The organism is Paractinoplanes pyxinae (assembly GCF_026626335.1).
Taxonomy (GTDB): domain Bacteria; phylum Actinomycetota; class Actinomycetes; order Mycobacteriales; family Micromonosporaceae; genus Actinoplanes; species Actinoplanes pyxinae.
Genome location: NZ_JAPNTZ010000001.1, coordinates 475,869 through 494,515, shown reverse-complemented (window position 1 = coordinate 494,515; position 18,647 = coordinate 475,869). Strand labels below are relative to the sequence as shown.

The following is an 18,647-nucleotide window of genomic DNA, read 5'->3' as shown; positions in this document are numbered from 1 at the left end:
GCTCAGCCCAGCATCCGGATCGACGACGGGTCGACGTCACCCTCGGACAGGTTGAACTCGGCCCCGTTGCCGATGGACGGCGCGTTGGAGTTGGCGAACGGCACCAGATCCAGATTGGCCACCACCGCCTTCTCGGCCTCGGCCCACTTCGGGCACCCGCTCTCGCCGGTCATCTTCTGCGCCTCGGCCACCGCCGCCGCGTACTGCTTGTTGTCGAAGGCGGCGAAGTTGGCCCCGTTGGGCGGGGTCGGCCCGCTCAGGAACGGCACCAGCTGGCTGGGCAGGGTCACGCCGATCGGGAACATCGCCACGTCCCAGGCCAGCTGCCCGGCCGCGATCTGCCCGACCTGGGTGGTGGTCACCGACTTGAGCTCGATCTGCATGCCCGCGGCCTGCCACTGCTGCTGCAGCAATTCGGCGGCGGCCTGCGCGCCCGGGTTGCCGGTGCCACCCCAGGCCACGACGAGCTTCTTGCCGACGGCCCCGGTGGCGGCCAGGGCCGTCTTGCCCCCCGCCGCGTCGAACGCCGGCAGCGTCCCGGCCACCGTGTCGCCCTTGCAGGGAGTCATCGCCGGGGCGACCAGGCCGGTGGCCGCGGTCCCCCGCCCGCTGGTGAAGACCTGCTGCATCTGGTTGAGGTCGGCCGACTGGATGAGCGCCTTGCGCACGGCCAGGTCGGCCGTGGGCAGGCCGGCCTTCTGGTTGAACCAGATCTCGCCGGTCGGGGCGAGCACGTCCCGCTTGAGGAACTGATCGCCCTGCAGGCGCTGGCTGTCCGGGCCGGTGAAGCGGGCCACGTTCACCTCGCCCGAGAGCACCAGGTTGGCCGCGGTCGTCTCGTTGGTAATCACCCGGATCACCACCTTCTCGGGCAGGCCGACCGTGTCCGCCTTGAAGTCGCCCGGGCCCCACGCGTACCCCTTGCGCCGGGTCAGCGTGTAGTGGTCGTCCGGCACGGCCTCGGTCACCGTGTACATGCCGGTGCCCTCGGAGGCCTGCTTGAGCTTGGTCCGGTCGGCCAGCCCCTTCTCGCAGACGATGGGCAGGCCGCCCAGGTTGCGCTCGAGGAACGCGTCCGGGCTGGGCGAGGTCACCGACACCGTGCCGGCCGCCTCGTCCGCCGTCGCCTTGGCCCCGGCCGGCACGTACAGGCTGATCCGGGTCGACGAGTTCTTGGGGTCGCCCACGAACGAGATGTTCTTGGCCACCGTGGCCGCCGTCAGCGGCGTGCCGTCCGCGCACGTGATGCCCTTGCGCAGCGTGAACGTGGCCGTCGTACTGGTCGATTCCCACTTCTCGGCCAGCCCGGGCAGCGTCTTGCCGTCGGGCGCGAAGCCGAGCAGGGAGTCGTAGAGGAAGCGGTCGACCTGGCCGGTGACCGACAGGGACGTGAAATGGGGATCGAGGTTGCCGGGGTCGCCCGCGACAGCCATCGTGAATGTCTTGCCATCGACGGCCTGGCGCCCGTTGGCACCTCCGCCGCCGTCATTGCCGCAAGCGGCCAGGAGAACTACAGCCCCCAGCGCGGCCGCGCATCGCAAAGCCTTCATCGTGCCTCCACGTGCTGCGTGTCACAGCAGCCTGCCGAGCACGCGGGCTCCTTGTCTTTGGCGCTGCCGACAACATGACGACCATCGAGTTGTCGCGGTGGACCACTGTCGTTTTCGTCCAAGACGCCTTCGTGATCAACTTCTAGGCTGGGCGGCATGCGTGAACTTGTGTATACGGCGTTCGTCTCGCTCGACGGTGTGGTCGACTCCCCCGGCGGTCCCGCCGAGGGCCACCGCAGCGGAGGTTGGGTCTTCCAGGACATCGAGTTCCGGCCCGAGGTGTACGCGTTGAAGGGCGAGGAGCTCGAGCAGACCTCGGCGCTGATGTTCGGCCGCCGCAGCTACGAGGCGTTCGCGCCGGTCTGGGTCGGCTCGGCCGATCACGCCGGCTACAAAGACCTTCCCAAGTACGTCGTCTCGACCACGATCTCGGAGTCGGAGCTCACCGAGGGCTGGGGCGACACGACGATCCTGCGCTCCACCGACGAGATCGCCGAGCTGAAGAAGGGCGAGGGCGGCGCCGTCTTCATCCACGGCAGCGCCGAACTGGCCCGGCGCCTGTCCGAGGCGGGCCTGATCGACCGCTACCACCTGCTCATGTACCCCGTGCTGCTCGGCGCGGGCAAGAGCCTGTTCAGCCGCGCGGACAACGACAAGCGGATGCTGAAGCTGCGCGACTCCGAGGCGTACGAGAACGGCATCGTCAAACTGATCTACGACGTCGTCTGATCCAGGTTGAGGTTGAGCGTCCCGATCGCGCCGTCGCGCAACTGCTTGGGCGTACGCCCGACGAACCGCCGCGTCGCCCGGGCCAGATGCGGCTCGTCGAAGTAGCCGAGCTTGGTCACCACGTCGGCCACCGCAGCCCCGCCGGTCAGCAGCACCGACGCCTCGCGAGCGCGCTCGATCTGCCGCACGGCCCCCTGGGCCAGCCCGGTGGCCGCCCGGAACCGCCGCTCGACCGTCCGCGGGGTGACCGGCGGGCGGCCGCCGCGGCGCAGCTCGGCCACGACCGGATCCCGCACCAGCGCGCCCGCGCGGACCAGCCGATCGACCAGAGCCTCGGCGTCGTCGGGGCCGGGCGTCTCCCACCGGTCGCCGCCCAAGCGGAAGAACCGGTGCGTGGTGTCCGGCAGCCCGAGGCCGCTGTCGACCAGGCTGGGCGTGGGCACGGCCCGCAACGAGATGCCCACCGCGAATTCGATGCCGGAGAACGTGGCGCCCTCCGGCACGGGCGCCGTGCCGGCCCGCGTCTCCGGCCCGGTGACCCCGGCGTACGCCCGCCCGTCCTGCTGCCAGAAGACCAGACCCAGCCGCACGCCGGCGGCCGACGTCATCTCGGCCACGCCGTCATTGACGCAGCTCCACACCTCGCTGACCCACGGCGAATCCGACCCGCGCGTGGTGAACCTCAGCCGCATGGGCCCGACGGTACGCGACGACCGATGAGTTTCGGGGCGGCCGCCGGTCTACCCGGCATGGCGAACATCATCTCGACCTTGTTCATCGCGGCCGACGGCGTAGCCGAGATCGACCCCGACTGGCACTTCCCCTACTTCGACGAGGCCATGGGCCGCGCCGTCACCGAGGACTACGAGACCTCCGACGTGCTGCTGCTCGGCCGCGACACGTACGACAGCTTCGCCGGCGCCTGGCCCGGCCGGGAGGCCGCCGGCGGCGAGGACGCGCCGTTCGCGAAGCAGCTGGGCGACACCCGCAAGGTGGTCGCCTCGCGCCAGAAGCTCGAGTTCACCTGGCGCAATTCGGAGCTGATCGACGGCGACCTGATCGAGGCGGCCCGTGCGCTGAAGGCCGACCCCGGCGTCAAGGGCGTCCTCATCCCCGGCTCGATCAGCATCGTGCAGCAGCTGCTGGCGGCGGGCCTGATCGACGAGCTGCGCCTGCTGATCCATCCGGTGGCCGCACGCAAGGGGCGCCGCCTCTTCGACGAGGGCGACACCCCGTACCACCTGAAGGTGATTCTGACCGAGCCGCTGCCGACCGGCGTCATCCGGGTGATCTACGCGCCGGCCGCCGCTCCCGCCCAGGCCGGCTACGAGGATTCGGTGGGCAAGGTAAATCAGTAGCGGCGGCCCGTCCGTCGTGCCACGGTGATTCCGTACGCGTCACCGACGACGAGGAGAATGCAATGCGAGCAGCTTCCACGCTCCGGACCCTTTTCCGTCCCACCGTGGAGTTGCGCCTTGGCATTGTTGAATCTCGGGATCGTCGCCCATGTTGACGCCGGCAAGACCAGCCTGACCGAGCGGCTGCTGTACGAGGCCGGGGCGGTCACCCGTCTCGGCAGCGTCGACGACGGCACCACCCGCACCGACTCGATGGAGCTCGAGCGGCGGCGCGGCATCACGATCCGCGCCGCCGTCACCTCGATCCGCCTCGGTGAGCTCACCGTCAACCTGCTCGACACGCCGGGCCACCCGGACTTCATCGCGGAGGTCGAACGGTCGCTGGCCGTGCTCGACGCCGCCGTCCTGGTGATCTCCGGCGTCGAGGGCGTGCAGCCGCAGACCGTGGCCATCTGGCGGGCCCTGCGCCGGATCGGCGTACCCACAATGCTTTTCGTCAACAAGGTGGACCGCCGGGGCGCCGACGTGCCGCGGGTGGTGTCCCAGGTGCGCCGCCGGCTGGGAACGACGCCGGTGATCCTGACGAAGGTCGCCGGTCAGGGCACGTACGAAGCACGGGTGCGCGCCCTGGGCCTGGACGCCGAAAGTGTTGTGGAGGCGGTGGCCGAGGCCGACGACGCCGTGGCCGAGCGCTGGCTGACCGGCGAGCCGGTGCGGGCCCGCGAGGTGCGACGGGCTCTGCGGCGCGACGAGCTGACTCCGTTGACGTGCGGCTCGGCGATCACCGGGGCCGGCGTGCCGCAGCTGCGTCACTTCCTGACCGACCTGATGCCCCGCGCGGCGTCCCACGACGGGCCGCCGGCGGGAACAGTGTTCGCCGTCGACCGTGACGGGCACGGACGGCGGGCCTGGCTGCGTCTCTGGTCGGGGTGTCTTCGCGTACGGGACAAGGTGCAGTTGGCCGAGGGCCGGCCGCAGACGGTGACCGAGATAGCCGTGAGCGAGCCCGGCGGGGTGCTGGTGCGTTCCGCGGCGTCGGCCGGTCAGATCGCCGCCGTACGCGGACTGTCGGCCCGGATCGGGCAGCACGTGGGCGATCCGCCGCGGCGCGACCTGTACCGCTTTCCCCCGCCGACCCGGCAGGCGCTCGTCGAACCGGTCGAGCCCTCGCAACGCCTGGCCCTGTTCGCCGGACTCGCCGAACTGGCCGACGAGGACCCGCTGGTCGATCTGCGGCTCGACGAGGCGCAGGGCGAGGCGGTGATCCGGCTGCACGGCGAGGTGCAGAAAGAGGTGATCGCGTCGCTGCTCGAGGACCGGTACGGCGTGAAGGTGCGCTTCTCGGGCACGCTGACCGCCTGCATCGAGCGGGTCGCCGGCACCGGCGCGGCCGAGGACCGCATCAAGGAGCGCGGCAACCCGTACCTGGCCGGTGTGGGCCTGCGCATCGAGGCGGCCCCCGTCGGGCACGGCATCGAGTTCCGCCCCGGCGTCGAACCCGGCCGCCTCACACCGGCTTTCCTGGCCGCCACCGAGGAGGGTGCGCGCGCCGCGCTGCGCCAGGGCCGCCACGGCTGGCCGGTCACCGACTGCGTGGTCACCATGACGTCCTCGCAGTACTGGCCGAGGCAGAGCCGTCCGCACCAGAAGTTCGACAAGTCCATCTCGAGCGTGGCCGCCGACTTCCGCCACCTGGCCCAGGTGGTGGTGACGGCCGCCCTGGGCCGGGCCGGCACCCGGGTCTGCCAGCCGATCGAACGCTTCGACGTCAACCTGCCGGCCGACACGTTCGACGCGGTGACCGCCCTGCTCGGCCGGGCCGGCGCGGTCATCGACGACACCTCGGCCACCGGCGAGTACCTGGAGGTGAGCGGCACCCTGCCGTCGGCCCGGATCCCGCCGGTGGTGGCCGCTCTGCCCGACCTGACCGGCGGCGAGGCCGTGCTGACCACCCACTTCGACCACTACGCCCCGGTCACCGGCGAGGCCCCGCCCACCCTGCCCCACCGGGGCCCCGACCCCGCCGACCGGGAGGCGTGGTTCCGTGCCGTGCCGCGGTAGTCAGGCCGTCCCGAAGAAGGCGCGCAGATCGCCGGCCAGTTGCTCGGGCGGTTCCAGGGCGGGGAAGTGCCCGCCCTCGGCGAACTCGCTCCAATGGGCGTCCGCCGGGGCGGGGACGAGCCGCCGCACGGTTTCGTCGGCGCCGAAGACGGCGAAGGCCTGCGGCACCGTGACCGGGCCGCCCCAGTCCAGGGAGTGCGCCTGGTCGAACAGCGTGTGGGCGGCCGATCCGCCGCACCCGGTGAACCAGTAGAGGCTCACGTTGAGCAGCAAGGCATCCCGGTCGATGGGCAGGCGGGTCCAGGCGTCGAACTTCTCGGCGATCCAGGCCAGCTGGAACAACGGCGAGTCGGTCAACCCGTACGCCATGGTCCGGGGCCTGGTGTTCTGGATGGCCAGATAGCCGGAGCCGTCCCGGGTGAACTCGTCCATGCGTTGCCGGATCAGCTTGTCGACCGGGTCGGACGGGTCGAGGCGGTCGGCCATTCCGGGCAGGAAGGTGGCGGTGGCGGCGGCCGTCATCGGGTCGGTGACCACGTGGACACCGATGACGTGCGCGGCGTCGAGGGCAGCCACGGCACCGGAGACACCCGCGCCGACATCGCCGCCGTGTACGCCGTAGCGGTCATAGCCGAGGCGGCTCATCAGCGTGACCCAGGCCCGCGCCGTGCGGCCCATCGTCCAGCCCGGCCCGGACAGTGGCGTCGAGAAGGCGTACCCGGGAAGCGAGGGAACGACCAGATGGAAGTCGGGCGTCAGCCGCGCGGCCAGGCCGAGGAATTCGACCGGCGAGCTCGGGTAGCCGTGCGTCAGCAGCAGCGGAACGGCGTCGGGGCGGGGCGACCGCAGGTGCAGGAAGTGGATGCGCTGGCCGTCGATCTCGGTGACGAACTGGGGGTGGCGGTTGAGCTCGGCCTCGGCCCGGCGCCAGTCGAATCCCGTACGCCAATGATCGGCCAGTTCGCGCAGCCGGGCCGCATCGATGCCTCGGAATTCCGGCGTGCCGGGGACGTCCACCGGCCAGCGGGCGTCGTCCAGCCGGGCGTGCAACGCGTCGAGGTCGGCCTGGGGCACGGCGATGCGGAAGGGTTCCATGCCCTCATCGTGGTGGCCATTGCGGTTCCGATCGTTCCGCATTAGAGAGAGACATGGCCGAAACCTCTGCCCGTCTCCTCCGGCTGCTGTCGCTGCTGCAGAGCCGTCGCGACTGGACCTCGGCCGGGCTGGCCGAGCGGCTGGGGGTGACCACGCGGACGGTTCGGAAGGACGTGGAACGCCTGCGTGGGCTGGGATATCCGGTGGACGCACGCCCGGGAGTCAGCGGCGGCTATCGGCTGGGCGGCGGCGCGAATCTGCCTCCGCTGCTGCTCGACGACGAAGAGGCGTTGGCCGTCGCGGTCAGCCTGCGCGCGGCGGCGGGCGGCTCGGTCACCGGGGTCGAGGAGGCCTCGGTGCGGGCGCTGGCCAAACTGCAGACCCTGCTTCCGTCGCGCTTGCGACGCCGGGTCGCGGCTTTCCAGGAGTACGTCGTACCGATGCCGGCGGCCGGGCCGCGAGCAGACCCGTCGGTGCTCACCACGATCGCCGCCGCCTGCCGCGACCAGGAGCGGCTGCGTTTCGACTACCGGTCGCACGACGGTCACGAGAGCCGGCGTGAGGTCGAGCCGTACCGGCTGATCCACGACCGCCGGCGCTGGTACCTGGTGGCGTGGGACGCCGCCCGGGCCGACTGGCGGACGTTCCGCGCCGACCGGATCACCCCGCTGGTGCCGGGCGGCCCCCGGTTCACGCCGCGGCCGCTGCCGCCCGACGAGCAGATCGCCGAGTGGGTGGCCCGGGGCGTCGGCACGGCGACCTGGCGCTACCGGGCCCGCGTGGTGGTCGAGGCCCCGGCCGGCTACGTGCGCAGCCGGATGCCGGTGCCGGTCGACGTGCGGCCGCTCGGGCCGGACCGGTGCGAGTTCACGCCCGGTTCGGACGACCCGTACCAGCTGGCCGTCCACCTCGGGCTGCTCGACGCCGACTTCACCGTGGCCGACGGGCCGGAGCTCGTGGCGGCGCTCGACCGCCTGGCCGATCGCTGCCGCCGGTCGGTCCGGGGCAGCTGAGGCATCGCGCGCCATCTATCATCCAGGCGACCGTCACGGAGACGGTCGTCGATGAGGGGTGACACGCTTGCGGTACAAATCACTACTGGCCGGGCTGTCGGCCGCCGTGCTGGCCGGAGTGCTCGCGGGGAGCATTCCGGCGTACGGGGTCGTGGACGGCACCGAGGCGGCCGACGGAACGTACGGCTTCGTCGCTCGCCTCCAGATCGGCACTCCCGGGGTAGGCCGCGCCTGCACCGGCGCCCTGATCGACCCGCAGTGGGTCGTGACTGCCGCCACCTGCTCCCAGCAGCCGGGCGAGACCACCACGGTGACCGTGGGCGGGCAGGTGCGCACGGCGAGCCGGTTCGTGTCCCACCCCGAGCGCGACATCCAGCTGGTCAAGCTCGATCAGCCGACCACCGTCCCGCCCGTCGCCCTGGGCACCACGGCTCCGGTCGAGGGTGACGTGCTGGGGGTGGCCGGGTTCGGCCGCACCGCCACCACGTGGGTGCCCGACAAGCTGCACACCGCGCAGTTCACGGTGGGCGCGGTCGGCTCCGCGCTGCTCGACATCACCGGCGTCAGCCCGGGGCAGCCGGGCCTGTGCAAGGGCGACGCCGGCGGGCCCGCGCTGCGCGAGACCGACGGTGCCGTAGAGCTGGTCGCCCTCAACCACGCGTCCTGGCAGGGCGGGTGCATCGGCACCGACGAGACCCGCCGGGACGCCACCGAGACCCGGATCGACGACCTCGCGGGCTGGATCCGCGGCATCGCCCCGGGCGGCCTGGCCCAGGACCACCGCGACGACGTCACGCTGGTCTACGGCTACTCCACCGGCGCGGCCGGCCCGTTCACCTTCACCACGGCGGCCAACGGCGCGCTGACCGCCCGCGGCGGCTTCAAGAGCGCGGACGGCGCCTACAACGTCGCGAAGATGAAGGTGCTGCGGGGCGACTTCAACGGCGACGACATCGTCGACCAGGCCGTGCTGAACAGCGCCGCCAACGGCACCCTGAGCCTGGACACGTTCCTGGCCGGGCCGGGCGGCGCCTACTCGGGCGCGCTGCGCTCGTGGACCAGCAGCGGCTTCGGCTCGTACGACCAGATGCTGATCACCAGCGGCGATTTCAACGGCGACGGGCGTACGGACGTCGCCAGTTTCTACAACTACGCCGACAAGTCGGTCGGGCTGTTCACCTGGCTCGCCCGCGCCGACGGCGGCTTCGCCAATCCGACCCGTAGCTGGCTGACCGCCGCTTCCCCGGTCTGGGGCGAGATCGCCCGGATGCAGATCTTCAGCGGCGACTTCAACGCCGACGGCCGCACCGACATCGGCTCGTTCTACAAGTACGCCGACAACGGCGTCGGGCTGCTGAGCTGGACGGCCAACGCGGCCGGCGGTTTCGCCGCCCCGGTCCGCGGCTGGTACGCGCCGGCCACCCCGTACTGGGGCGACCCGAAGCGGATGAAGATCGCGGCCGGTGACTTCAACGGCGACGGGCGGGGCGACGTGGCCGGTTTCTACGGCTACGCCGACGGCAACCTGTCCATGCTGACCTTCACGGCCAAGGCCGGCGGCGGCTTCAACAACGCGTTCAGCTCGTGGAAGTCGAGCACGTCGTCGTGGGGCTCGTGGGAGAAGACCCGGTTCACCGCGGGCGACTTCAACGGCGACGGCCGCGACGACCTGGCCGCGTTCTACGGCTACGCCGACGGCAGTATCGGCTTCCACACGCTGATCGCCAACGAGCAGGGCGGGTTCGCCACGCCCGTGCGTTCGTACAGTTCGGCGACCTTCGGGGCGTACGACCGGGTGCACTTCACCGAGGATCAGAAGTGAGTTAGCAGTCGTCATGGCGACAGATCAGCCGTCGTTCCCCACCTTGCGGCAAGGATCACTGCATGACTGTCCACCTCCGCGGACACTCGACGGTCGTCGAACGCAGCGGTGACGGGGCCCTGGATCATCTGCGCACGATGATCCGGGCCCTGCCCGTCCCGACCGCGCCGCTCAGCTTCCCCAGCCGGGACGCGGCGCTCGGGCTGGCCCTGATGGACCTGTCGTTCCGGCTCGACCATCTGCCGCGGCTCTCGGAGCATCTGACGCTGATGGACCGCGGGCACATGAGCCGGACGATCAGCGTCGACGTCGACCTCGACGAGATCTCGGGCCGGCTCGGTGAGACGCTGCTGGTGCCGGGCGGGACGGCGCTGTGGGTGCCGGTGTCGCGGTACAGCCGCCGCGACCTGGCCCCCGTGGTCATCCGGGACTCGAACGGCGACGTCGTGCCCCGGCTCTCGCACCGCGACGCCAACCGGGTCACCGCGGCCGCCTTCGTGAAGTTGCTGTTCATGCTGATCAACGCGCACGACGACGTGGCCGACCCGACCGGCCCGATCCACCAGCTGCGGCACACCCACCAGCGGTCGCGCTGGCTGATCGAGGCGGCCATCACCGAGCTGATCATGGTGGGCGCGCCGGCCGGTCAGCGGCTGCACACCCCGCTCGATCACGCGGCCGGGCTGCGCAATTCCCATTCCGTACGCGATCTCGCACTGGACGGCCTCGATGCGCTCTTCCCGGTGGGTGCCGACGACCAGGCCGTGCCGTTCGCCCGCCTGCTGCAGCTGGCCGTCCGCCAGTACGTGCTGGTCGCGCAGCTCGGCCGGGACCGCCCGCGCCGCTTCCTGACCTGGGAGGCGCCGCTGCTGCCGGCCCAGCACCGCCCGGCCCCGCTGCGCAACCTGGCCAAGAACGTGCTGCCGGTGAACCGTGAGTTCGTCGTCGAGTACGAGACGGAGATCCCGCGCTCGGTCAAGGCGTACCACCTGACCCTGGAGGTCCGGCAGGAGATCAGCGTCCGCCGGTTCGTCATGTCCAGCAACGTCGACGAGGAGTTCGTCGAGGTGCTGGCGCAGGACCTGGAATCGGTGGCCCGGCGGGCGGACCGGCTGGGCGGCCACCACAAGCTGCTCGAGCTCGAGATGCAGGGCATCGCCTCGCGGCTGGCCGAGCTGGGTCACCGCCGGCTGGTCGACCTGGCCGGCTACGAGGCATACCTGGCCCGCCTGCCGATCCCGGTCGGCCCGGAATCGGCGCCCCCGCCGGCGCGGCTGACCGCCGACGAGGTGCTGACCGCGTTGTCGGCCGGCAACTGCTCGCTGGACGTGCTGGCCGCGTTCTGCGCGCACTACGCGGCCGACGGCCTGCAGCACCTGGCCAAGAGCGGGTTGCCCGGGCCGGCCCTGCGCAACATCGCCGCCGGGCTGCGGGCCGCCCAGGCCGGCCGGGACATCACGACCGACAACGACCCCCGCGAGCACGGCGCCCACGCGCACTGGCGGCGGCCGCCGGTCGAGCTCAGCCCGCAGTCGACCGAGCCGGTGCGGGTGTTCGCGTTCATGGCCCTGGCCGACGAGGCGCCGGCCCTGATCGAGAGCATCACCCGGATGGTGGCCGGCCTGGCCCTGGTGGTGCTGGGCATCGGCACGCTGCTGTCGGGCGGGATCAGCTGGCTGTACTCGCCGGCGATTCCCGAAGGCTTCGTGCCGGACCAGGCCGACGCCGTGGTCGCCGTGCTGCTGCTGGTGCCCGGCCTGCTGCTGGCCCGGCTCGACCTGCCCAGCACCAAATCCGTACTCGGCCAATTGCACAAATTTCAGCGGACGCTCGCCGCCGCCTCGGTGGTGGTGACCACGGCGTTGGCCATTGTGGTGGGCACGGTCGACTCCGACCGCGAGATGACCCGGCTGTTCCAGCTCGCGCTGGGCGTCCTGATCGTCATTCTGATCTGCTGCCTGTGCGAGTTCTACGCCCGGCGCATCCACCGCAGCTGCCCGGTCCCCCGCTCGTCCCGGGTGCCGCGCTGGCTGCGCGACGCCCGCCGATCGACCCGCCCGGTGGTCGAGCCGGACGACTTCTTCGACGCCCGCGGCGAGGGGTGAGATGACGCAGCCGATGAACTCCACCAAGTCGTCCGAGCTGGCCCGGATAGCGGCCGAGGCGGCCGGCACGCACTTCTCGTCGGTCGAGTTCACCCTGACCCACGGCCCGGCCGACGCGCCGCTGCCGGAGTCGATCGTCGACCCCGACAAGGAGGACCCGAACGGCTGGCCGACCGACTTCTGCTACTTCTCGGCGGCCGGGCTGTCGATGTCCATGTCGACCTGGCCGTCGGTGATGTCGGCGTTCAGCGGCCGGGTGCAGATCGGGCCGGCCGAGCAGACCGGGCACGGGGACACGTACTCGTACTTCGGTCATGCCGTGCCCAACCCGGGGTTCCTCAACCAGTCCACGCGCAAGGTCGAGGTGCTGATCACCCTGGGCACCGCGCACTGGTCGCCGACCTACCGTGAGGCGCTGATGCAGGCGCTGGTCATCGAGAAGCTGACCGCGCTGGCCGCCGAGCGCGACGCCCCCGTGCTGCACCTGCACACCCCGGTCGCGCCGGTGCCGCTGAGCATCAAGAGCGAGCGGGGCGACGGCTCCAACGAGCGCCTGCGCGACGCGATCGCACCCTGCCTGCGGTTCTCGATCGGCGTCGACCCGCAGATGTCCGAGTCGCGCCTGGACTTCGAGACGGAGCTGGCCGCGCTGGCCGAGGAGTACGGCTTCGGGCTCAAGCTCAACGACCAGCGCTTCAACCGCGTACGCGGGGAATGGTTCACGATTCGCGGCTTCGACCGGGAAAGGTACCGCCAGGCGCGCAACCAGCTCTTCCCGGCCGCACCGGCCTCGATCCCCAAGCGGGCGGTCATCGCCAGCGTCATCGGCCCGTCCCGCACCGGCACGACCGCGGCCGCCGTGGCCGCCCTGCGCGAACGCGGCATCGGGGTGCTGGCCGCCTCGATCTCCAGCATGCGCAAGACAACCTTCATCAACCTGGTGCTGCCGGTCACGGCCGAGGTCAAAGAGACGCCGCCGCAGTGGTCGGGCGGCTGGCTCGACGCGCTGCCCCGTCTGAGCGCGTGCGCGGGTCATCAGCTCGAGGTGGCCGACCAGCCGCTCATCGCCGACTGGAAGGTGGCGGTGAGCCCGGCGATGCGCTGCAGCTACCCGCCGTCGAGCCGCCAGACCGGCGCCACGTTCACCGGCAAGGTGCCCTACCCGATCTGGCTGTGGTGGCAACTTCCCCACCGTACGGTCGACACCCCCACGCTGCTGGCCGAGGTGCAGGCGGCGTTGCAGCCGCACGCCCGGCGGTGCGACATCGCGTACGCCCAGTCCCGCCTGTGCCGGGGCGACGTCGTCCGCGGCCGCGCGAAGCTGGTCGTCGTGCTCTCGCAGGAACACCGCGACCACACCGTCGTCCAGCGCCTGCTGGCCGACGCCACCGAGGCCGCCCAGCTGCGCATCCGGGAGCGGCTGCCCGCCCTGGGCCAGGTCGACCCGAGCAAGATCCGGCTGCGCCTGTCCCCGCGCGAGCGCTGGCTGACGTACGCCGACATCTCGGCCTGACCCCCTGGATCCACAAGTAATCCCGTAAGAATCCAGGGGGCCCGGTCAGCATTCGGGGCATGACGACGCAACCGAGTGACGCCGCCATCCGATGGTGGTTGTGGATCCATATCGCGTGGTACGTGCTGGCCAACGTGGGCCAGATCTTCACCTGGTACTACGCCACGCCGGAACTGTTCTTCTGGCCGCTGTGGTCGATCGTGGGCTGGGGCATCGGGCTGGGCTTCCACGTCTGGGCGGCCCGCCGGACGCTGCGGGCCCGCGCCGCGGCGGTCTCATGAGCGAGTCAGCGGATACGTCTCGTTGGCCAGCCAGCCGCGCAAGAGATTCTGCTCGTACGGGTGGCCCGGGCGCTCGCTGACGCCGCCCGGCAGGGAATCCACTGTGCGCCAGCAGGAAGCCTCGGCCTGGGCCACGAAGCGGCGCGCCGGCACCAGGCTGACCGTGAACTTCTCGGGGTCGTCGGCGCGCAGCGGATGCCCGGCCACGTCGGGCACGTTGGCGCCGCCGTCGACCGGGATGCCGGAGAGCCCCGGCAGCGGCGGAGTGAACCGGTTGCCCGCGGACGGGACGGTGTAGGGCGGCCCGAGCGGCGACACCAGGGTGATCCGGTGCAGCTTGCCCCAGCGGTAGTCGCGCTGGTCGGTGGAGTTGCCGAAGGCCGCCTTGAAGTTGTCGCTCGCGGCCAGCGTCAACGCGTCGCCGAGGCTCTTGAGCATGAGGTAATCGCGGCGGGCCGTCGGATCGGTGAGGCCGGGCACGGCGAAGAAGTCGATGCCGGACTCGCCCACGCCCCCGCGCTCGACCAGCCGCTTGAGCGCCTGCATGGCGTGAAAGTCACCCGGAACCGCCAGCCCGCTCTTCAGGTGGCGGTCGAACACCTCGACGATGAAGCGGCCCCGCCACAGCACATAAATCGAGGCGGCCGCACTGTCGGTCGGATAGGTGTGATCCCACCGGTTCAGCCGCCCGGCCGCCTCGACGATGCGCTCGTCCTGGGCCAGCTTCGCCAGCGCGGGCACCGAGCTGCCGCGGGCGCGGGACAGCGCGGCTGGGATCATGGGCACGAAGTACTGGGCGTCCAGCGCCGTCGTGTCGGCCTGCATCCGGACGACGTCGGCCGCGGTGACGGAGCCCTTGCGCACGGCCGCCCTCACCATGTCGGTGATGCGGCCGCCCCGGAAACCGTTGTGGAAGAAGCTCAGATACGAAATCCCGCCGCCGGGCCGGCGCTGGTTGAGCATGTCGTTGTCGAAGCTGTTCCGCGTCGGGTCGTTGTTGGCCGAAACGACGAACCCGGCCGGCGGATTGACCACCTGAGGCATCTCGGCGAACGGCACAATCTCGTACGGCAGTGTCTGGTTTGGCTGACGGTGGCGCACGGGAAGCCACTCATTGCCGCCGGTGCCGTCGCGGAGCAGATAAGGCGGGTTGCCCCGCACCTTTCCGGCCTGCAGATCCTCGCGGATCGGCACCTCGGCATTTGTGAAGTAGGCGATGGTGCCGCGCCGGTCGGCGTACACGAAATGCTGCCCGCCCACATCGAAATGCTGCAGGGCCCGGCGGAAGTCGCCGACGTCGCGCGCGAGGTTGAACTGGCGGAAGGCCTCGAGCTCAGCGGTCGGAGAGAAGCCGGTGTACTGCACCGAGATTCCGGTGCCGCCCTTCTGGTCGTACGTCAACAGGGGCCCGTTGTTACGCCGGGGCACGATGAGGGTGCGTTCCGGGACGGTCGCGCTGGGCGGCGCTGTCTCCAGGGTGTCCGGTGTCGTGCGCGGGTTGACCCGGAACGTCTCCGGTATCGCCACCACAGCTTCGCGACGGCCCTGATAGACGGTCGCCAGCCCGCTCGGCGAGCCCGCGTCGGTCTCAACCTTCTCGGCGTACGTGTCGCTGACGTCCATGAAGTGCTGGGTCGCGCCGTAGGCGATGTCCCGGTTCTGCCCGAGGATCACGAAGGGCGTGCCGGGCAGGCTGTCACCCTGAACGTCGAACCCGCCGCCCCGCAGGTCGATCGGATAAAACGTGGACGGCGTCTCCAGGCTCAGATGCGGATCACTGGCCAGAATCGGCCGCCCGTTGGCGGTGTGCCGCCCACCGATGACCCAGGAGTTGGAGCCGCGATCCCCACTGCGATTGAGCGCAGCCTCAATGAGTGGCGCCCGCTTCGCCCGCGCAAGATACTCACCCGCCATACGCACAACCGCCAGCGGAAGCTCCCCGACCCGCTCCGACTTCTTCGCGTTCGCGCTTGCCGCGGAGCCAGCCGCCGACGAGACGGCATGCCGCCTCGCAACAGCATCGGCCGCAGACTTCTTCGTGCCCGAGTTTGCTACAGCATCGGGCAGTGACGACACACCAGCTGGCTTCGCTACAGCGTCGGCCGCCGACGGCACGGCAGCGTTCTTCGCTACAACGTCAACCGCCGACGGCACGGCAGCTGGCTTCGCTACAGCGTCGGCCGCTGACGGCACAGCGGCCTTCTTCGCACTGAGTCCGGCCACCGACGGCGCGACGCCCAGCTCGGCAGCGGACGCGGCCCCCGCCGGCGCGGCGCTGGGCTTGGCGGCGGAATCGCTCACCGGTGACGCGGTGGAGAACGGCGCGAACGGCATCAAGTCGCCGAACACCGCCTTCTGACCGTCGAAGCCCGCCGCCTGGTAGCCGCGCACGGCCGTATTGCGGTCGATGTCGAGGTCGAACGACAAACTGAACGCGAGCGTCTTGATGACCACCAGACTGTCCACCTCAGTCCAAGGCGCCACCTTCGTGATTCGCACAGTCTTGTACTGCTCAGGCAGGTCCCCGCTCGCAATCCTGTCGTTGACCCCTTCCGTGTACGCCTTGAGCGCGGCCCGAGTCTCCCCCGACAGCACAGCGAGCCCCTTCTCGGCCGCCCGCCGCAGCCCCAAAGTGCGCATCTGAACATCACTCGCCAGCGCGCCACCACCGATCAGCTCAGCCAACGTCCCAGCCCCACGCCGCCGCGAAACGTCCATCTGAAACAACCGATCCTCGGCATGCACCCACCCCTGCAGCCGGAACAACCCGTACTGATCTCCCGCCCGCAGATGCGGCACGCCATACCCGTCCCGCACAACTTCGCCGCCCGCACGCAGTCGACGGACGCCGTAGGCGTCTCCGGTAGCGCCGACCGCGGCCAGCCCACTTCGCACGCGGTGAGCGTCCCCAGCGATGCCAGCCCCAGCCTGCCCATTTCGCGCGCGGTAGGCGCCCTTCGCAAAGCCGGCCTCGACCCGCACATCTCGCACGCCGGAGGCATCCCCGGCAACGCCGGCCCCGGCCCGCACATCTCGCATGCCGGACGCATCCCCGGCAACGCCGGCCCCGGCCCGCACATCTCGCATGCCGGTGGCGCCACCCACGACGTCGACCCCGGCCCGCAGCGACCGCACGCAGCAATCGCCACCGTCAAGGCCGGCCCCTGCGGCCGGCGGAACTCCGCCGAACAAGCCGGCAGCCAATGTGCCGACAGCGAGCATCGGAATGAGCGATCCGAACATCGAACGACTCCCCTCGAGCAACGAATGGACAACCTTCGTTCGCCGGGCGCGCACATTTGGACGGTTCTCGCTCATGTCTCCCTCGCGACAGTTTCGGGTTGCCGACACGAAATGCGCATCGGCGGTGCAACTCTGCGCGGAGTCGCCGGATCGGAGACAAAATGATCGAGAACGGACACGTCGGAGACCTGGCCGGCCCCTACGCGGTCGGCGCGTGCTCCCCGGCCGAAACCATGGCCGTCGCCGAGCACCTGCGAAGCTGCCCATCCTGCGCCGCCGAGGTCGACACCCTCTCGCGCACAGCCGAGTGGATCGGAGTGACCGCCGCCCGCCCACCCGACCCAGCCCTACGCCCTCGAGTGCTGGCCGCCGCCCTGGCCGCCCGCCCAGCCACCACCCGACAAGCCATTCCCGAGCCCAACACCGCGCAACCACCAGCCACCCAACCGGTCACCGCGCGATCAAAGGACGCGCACCCGGACACCGCTCAAGCAACAGACATGCACTCGGGCACCGGGCGAACTGCAGACGCTCAAGCGGACAACGCACGAACATCAAACGTGCAAAACGACGGTGCGCGGACAGTAAACGCGCAACTCGACGAACCGCAACGAGCGAGTGCGCAACCACTTGCGCGGAGGCGAACGGGATCCGCCGCAGGCCAGGACCGGGAACCCGAGGTCGCTCAGCCCGTCATCGTGGAAACCACCAGCGCGAAGGCAAGCACTGCGCAGCCGGACGTCACACGAACAGCCGGCGCGCAGTCCGACGACGCGCGAATATCAAACGCTCAAGTGGACAACGCGCGAACAACAAACGCGCAAAACGACGGTGCACGGACAGAAAACGAGCAACTTGACGAACGGCAACGAGCAAACGCGCAATCTGACATCGCTCAGTCCGCCGGCGAACGGTTGATCAGCGCAGAGATCACGCGACCTGTTGCGGCGCAGCCGGTCGACGCGCGAACGGCTGAGACGCGATCGGACTCTGCGCGACTGGGAGACGGACGGCTGGACGAGGCGCGGCCGGGTGACGCCTACCGCGTCCAGGTCGCTGAGCTCGATCGGCTGTTGGGTGACCTGCCCGCTGAGCTTTGGCAGAGGCCGTCGCGGCCGCATACGAGTGTTCGGGCGATGATCGTGCATCTGTCGGAGAATGACGCTCTGGTTGCCGGCGCGGCTGATGTCGGGCCGCGGCGGTCGAACCCGGACGTACGGGTGCAATGGCGTTCGCAGGCGGACGCCATTCTTGAGGCGGCCGACCGGGACGACGGGGCCTTGCTTGATCGGCGGGTTCGGCTGGCGGGGCGGGCCGAAGTGCATCGGCCGGTGCGACAGGCCCTGATCCAGCGGGGGTTCGAGACCTGGATCCACGCCGAGGACGTGCGGGCCGTGCTCGGGCTGCCGCCGCGTCCGCCGGCTGGGGGCCAAACCGCGGGGATCGTCGGTTTTGCACTGTCTCTTCTGCCGGCGGCGTTGAAGGCCGCCGGTCACAACCACACGGTCCGCTTGGCGTTGACCGGCGGCGGCACCCACCTGGTCGGGCCGGATGAGCCGGTCGCCAGCTCGGCCTTAACCGGGGTCGGCACCCACCTGATTGGGCCGGATGAGCCGGTCGCCAGCTCGGCGTTGGCCGGCGTCGATACCTATCTGGTCGGGCCGGATGAGCCGGTCGCCAGCTCGGCGCTGACCGGCGTCAGCGCCAACCTGGTTGGCCTGCATGAACCGGTCGCGGAGATCACGTTGCCGGCTGAGCGGTTCTGCCGGCTGGTGGCGGGGCGGCTGACCCCGGCCGATTCCGGTGCCGTGATCAGTGGCGACCGAGAAGCGGCCACGAAGCTGCTGAGCGTCGCGGCCACGTTGGGTTGTGATTGA

The 18,647-nt window shown here is 70.7% G+C and carries 13 protein-coding genes; 9 read left to right on the top strand and 4 right to left on the bottom strand.

Features of this window, described 5'->3' with window-relative positions:
* Positions 1-2: 2 nt before the first annotated feature.
* Positions 3-1,550 carry an ABC transporter substrate-binding protein gene (locus OWR29_RS02200; RefSeq protein ID WP_267560566.1) on the bottom strand — a complete coding sequence of 516 codons (1,548 nt, stop codon included), beginning with the start codon at positions 1,548-1,550 and terminating at the stop codon, positions 3-5.
* A 156-nt stretch (positions 1,551-1,706) separates the two neighbouring features.
* On the opposite strand from OWR29_RS02200, the gene OWR29_RS02195 reads away from it, so the two are divergent.
* Complete coding sequence (locus OWR29_RS02195) at positions 1,707-2,279, top strand: dihydrofolate reductase family protein (RefSeq protein WP_267560565.1); 573 nt, start codon at positions 1,707-1,709, stop codon at positions 2,277-2,279.
* On the opposite strand, the gene OWR29_RS02190 is transcribed toward OWR29_RS02195, so the two are convergent.
* A complete protein-coding gene (locus OWR29_RS02190) occupies positions 2,264-2,971 on the bottom strand; it encodes a helix-turn-helix domain-containing protein (protein ID WP_267560564.1) in 708 nt (235 codons plus the stop codon). The two genes, OWR29_RS02195 and OWR29_RS02190, sit on opposite strands and share 16 nt — an antisense overlap.
* 57 nt (positions 2,972-3,028) lie before the next feature.
* On the opposite strand from OWR29_RS02190, the gene OWR29_RS02185 reads away from it, so the two are divergent.
* Together OWR29_RS02185 and OWR29_RS02180 are read left to right on the top strand one after the other, a co-directional pair.
* Complete coding sequence (locus OWR29_RS02185) at positions 3,029-3,637, top strand: dihydrofolate reductase family protein (RefSeq protein WP_267561171.1); 609 nt, start codon at positions 3,029-3,031, stop codon at positions 3,635-3,637.
* 117 nt (positions 3,638-3,754) lie between these two features.
* Positions 3,755-5,698: an elongation factor G gene (locus OWR29_RS02180; RefSeq protein WP_267560563.1), complete on the top strand. Its 1,944-nt coding sequence runs from the start codon at positions 3,755-3,757 to the stop codon at positions 5,696-5,698.
* Here the strand turns inward: OWR29_RS02180 and OWR29_RS02175 are convergent, their stop codons facing one another.
* Positions 5,699-6,793 (bottom strand): epoxide hydrolase family protein, encoded by a 1,095-nt coding sequence (locus OWR29_RS02175; protein WP_267560562.1) that lies wholly within the window; start codon positions 6,791-6,793, stop codon positions 5,699-5,701.
* A gap of 53 nt (positions 6,794-6,846) precedes the next feature.
* On the opposite strand from OWR29_RS02175, the gene OWR29_RS02170 reads away from it, so the two are divergent.
* The 5 genes from OWR29_RS02170 (at position 6,847) to OWR29_RS02150 (ending at position 13,527) form a co-directional block, all read left to right on the top strand.
* On the top strand, positions 6,847-7,806 hold the full coding sequence (locus tag OWR29_RS02170) for a helix-turn-helix transcriptional regulator (RefSeq protein ID WP_267560561.1): 960 nt from the start codon (positions 6,847-6,849) through the stop codon (positions 7,804-7,806).
* A gap of 67 nt (positions 7,807-7,873) precedes the next feature.
* Positions 7,874-9,628, top strand: a complete 1,755-nt coding sequence (locus OWR29_RS02165) for a trypsin-like serine protease (protein WP_267560560.1) — start codon at positions 7,874-7,876, stop codon at positions 9,626-9,628.
* A 62-nt stretch (positions 9,629-9,690) separates the two neighbouring features.
* Positions 9,691-11,733 (top strand): hypothetical protein, encoded by a 2,043-nt coding sequence (locus OWR29_RS02160; RefSeq protein WP_267560559.1) that lies wholly within the window; start codon positions 9,691-9,693, stop codon positions 11,731-11,733.
* A gap of 1 nt (position 11,734) precedes the next feature.
* Positions 11,735-13,246 (top strand): hypothetical protein, encoded by a 1,512-nt coding sequence (locus tag OWR29_RS02155; protein WP_267560558.1) that lies wholly within the window; start codon positions 11,735-11,737, stop codon positions 13,244-13,246.
* Between the two features lie 59 nt (positions 13,247-13,305).
* On the top strand, positions 13,306-13,527 hold the full coding sequence (locus OWR29_RS02150; RefSeq protein WP_267560557.1) for a 2TM domain-containing protein: 222 nt from the start codon (positions 13,306-13,308) through the stop codon (positions 13,525-13,527).
* Here OWR29_RS02150 and OWR29_RS02145 read toward each other — a convergent pair.
* Positions 13,522-17,037, bottom strand: a complete 3,516-nt coding sequence (locus tag OWR29_RS02145; protein ID WP_267560556.1) for a penicillin acylase family protein — start codon at positions 17,035-17,037, stop codon at positions 13,522-13,524. The genes OWR29_RS02150 and OWR29_RS02145 overlap by 6 nt on opposite strands.
* On the opposite strand from OWR29_RS02145, the gene OWR29_RS02140 reads away from it, so the two are divergent.
* Complete coding sequence (locus tag OWR29_RS02140) at positions 16,932-18,647, top strand: zf-HC2 domain-containing protein (protein ID WP_369077348.1); 1,716 nt, start codon at positions 16,932-16,934, stop codon at positions 18,645-18,647. The genes OWR29_RS02145 and OWR29_RS02140 overlap by 106 nt on opposite strands.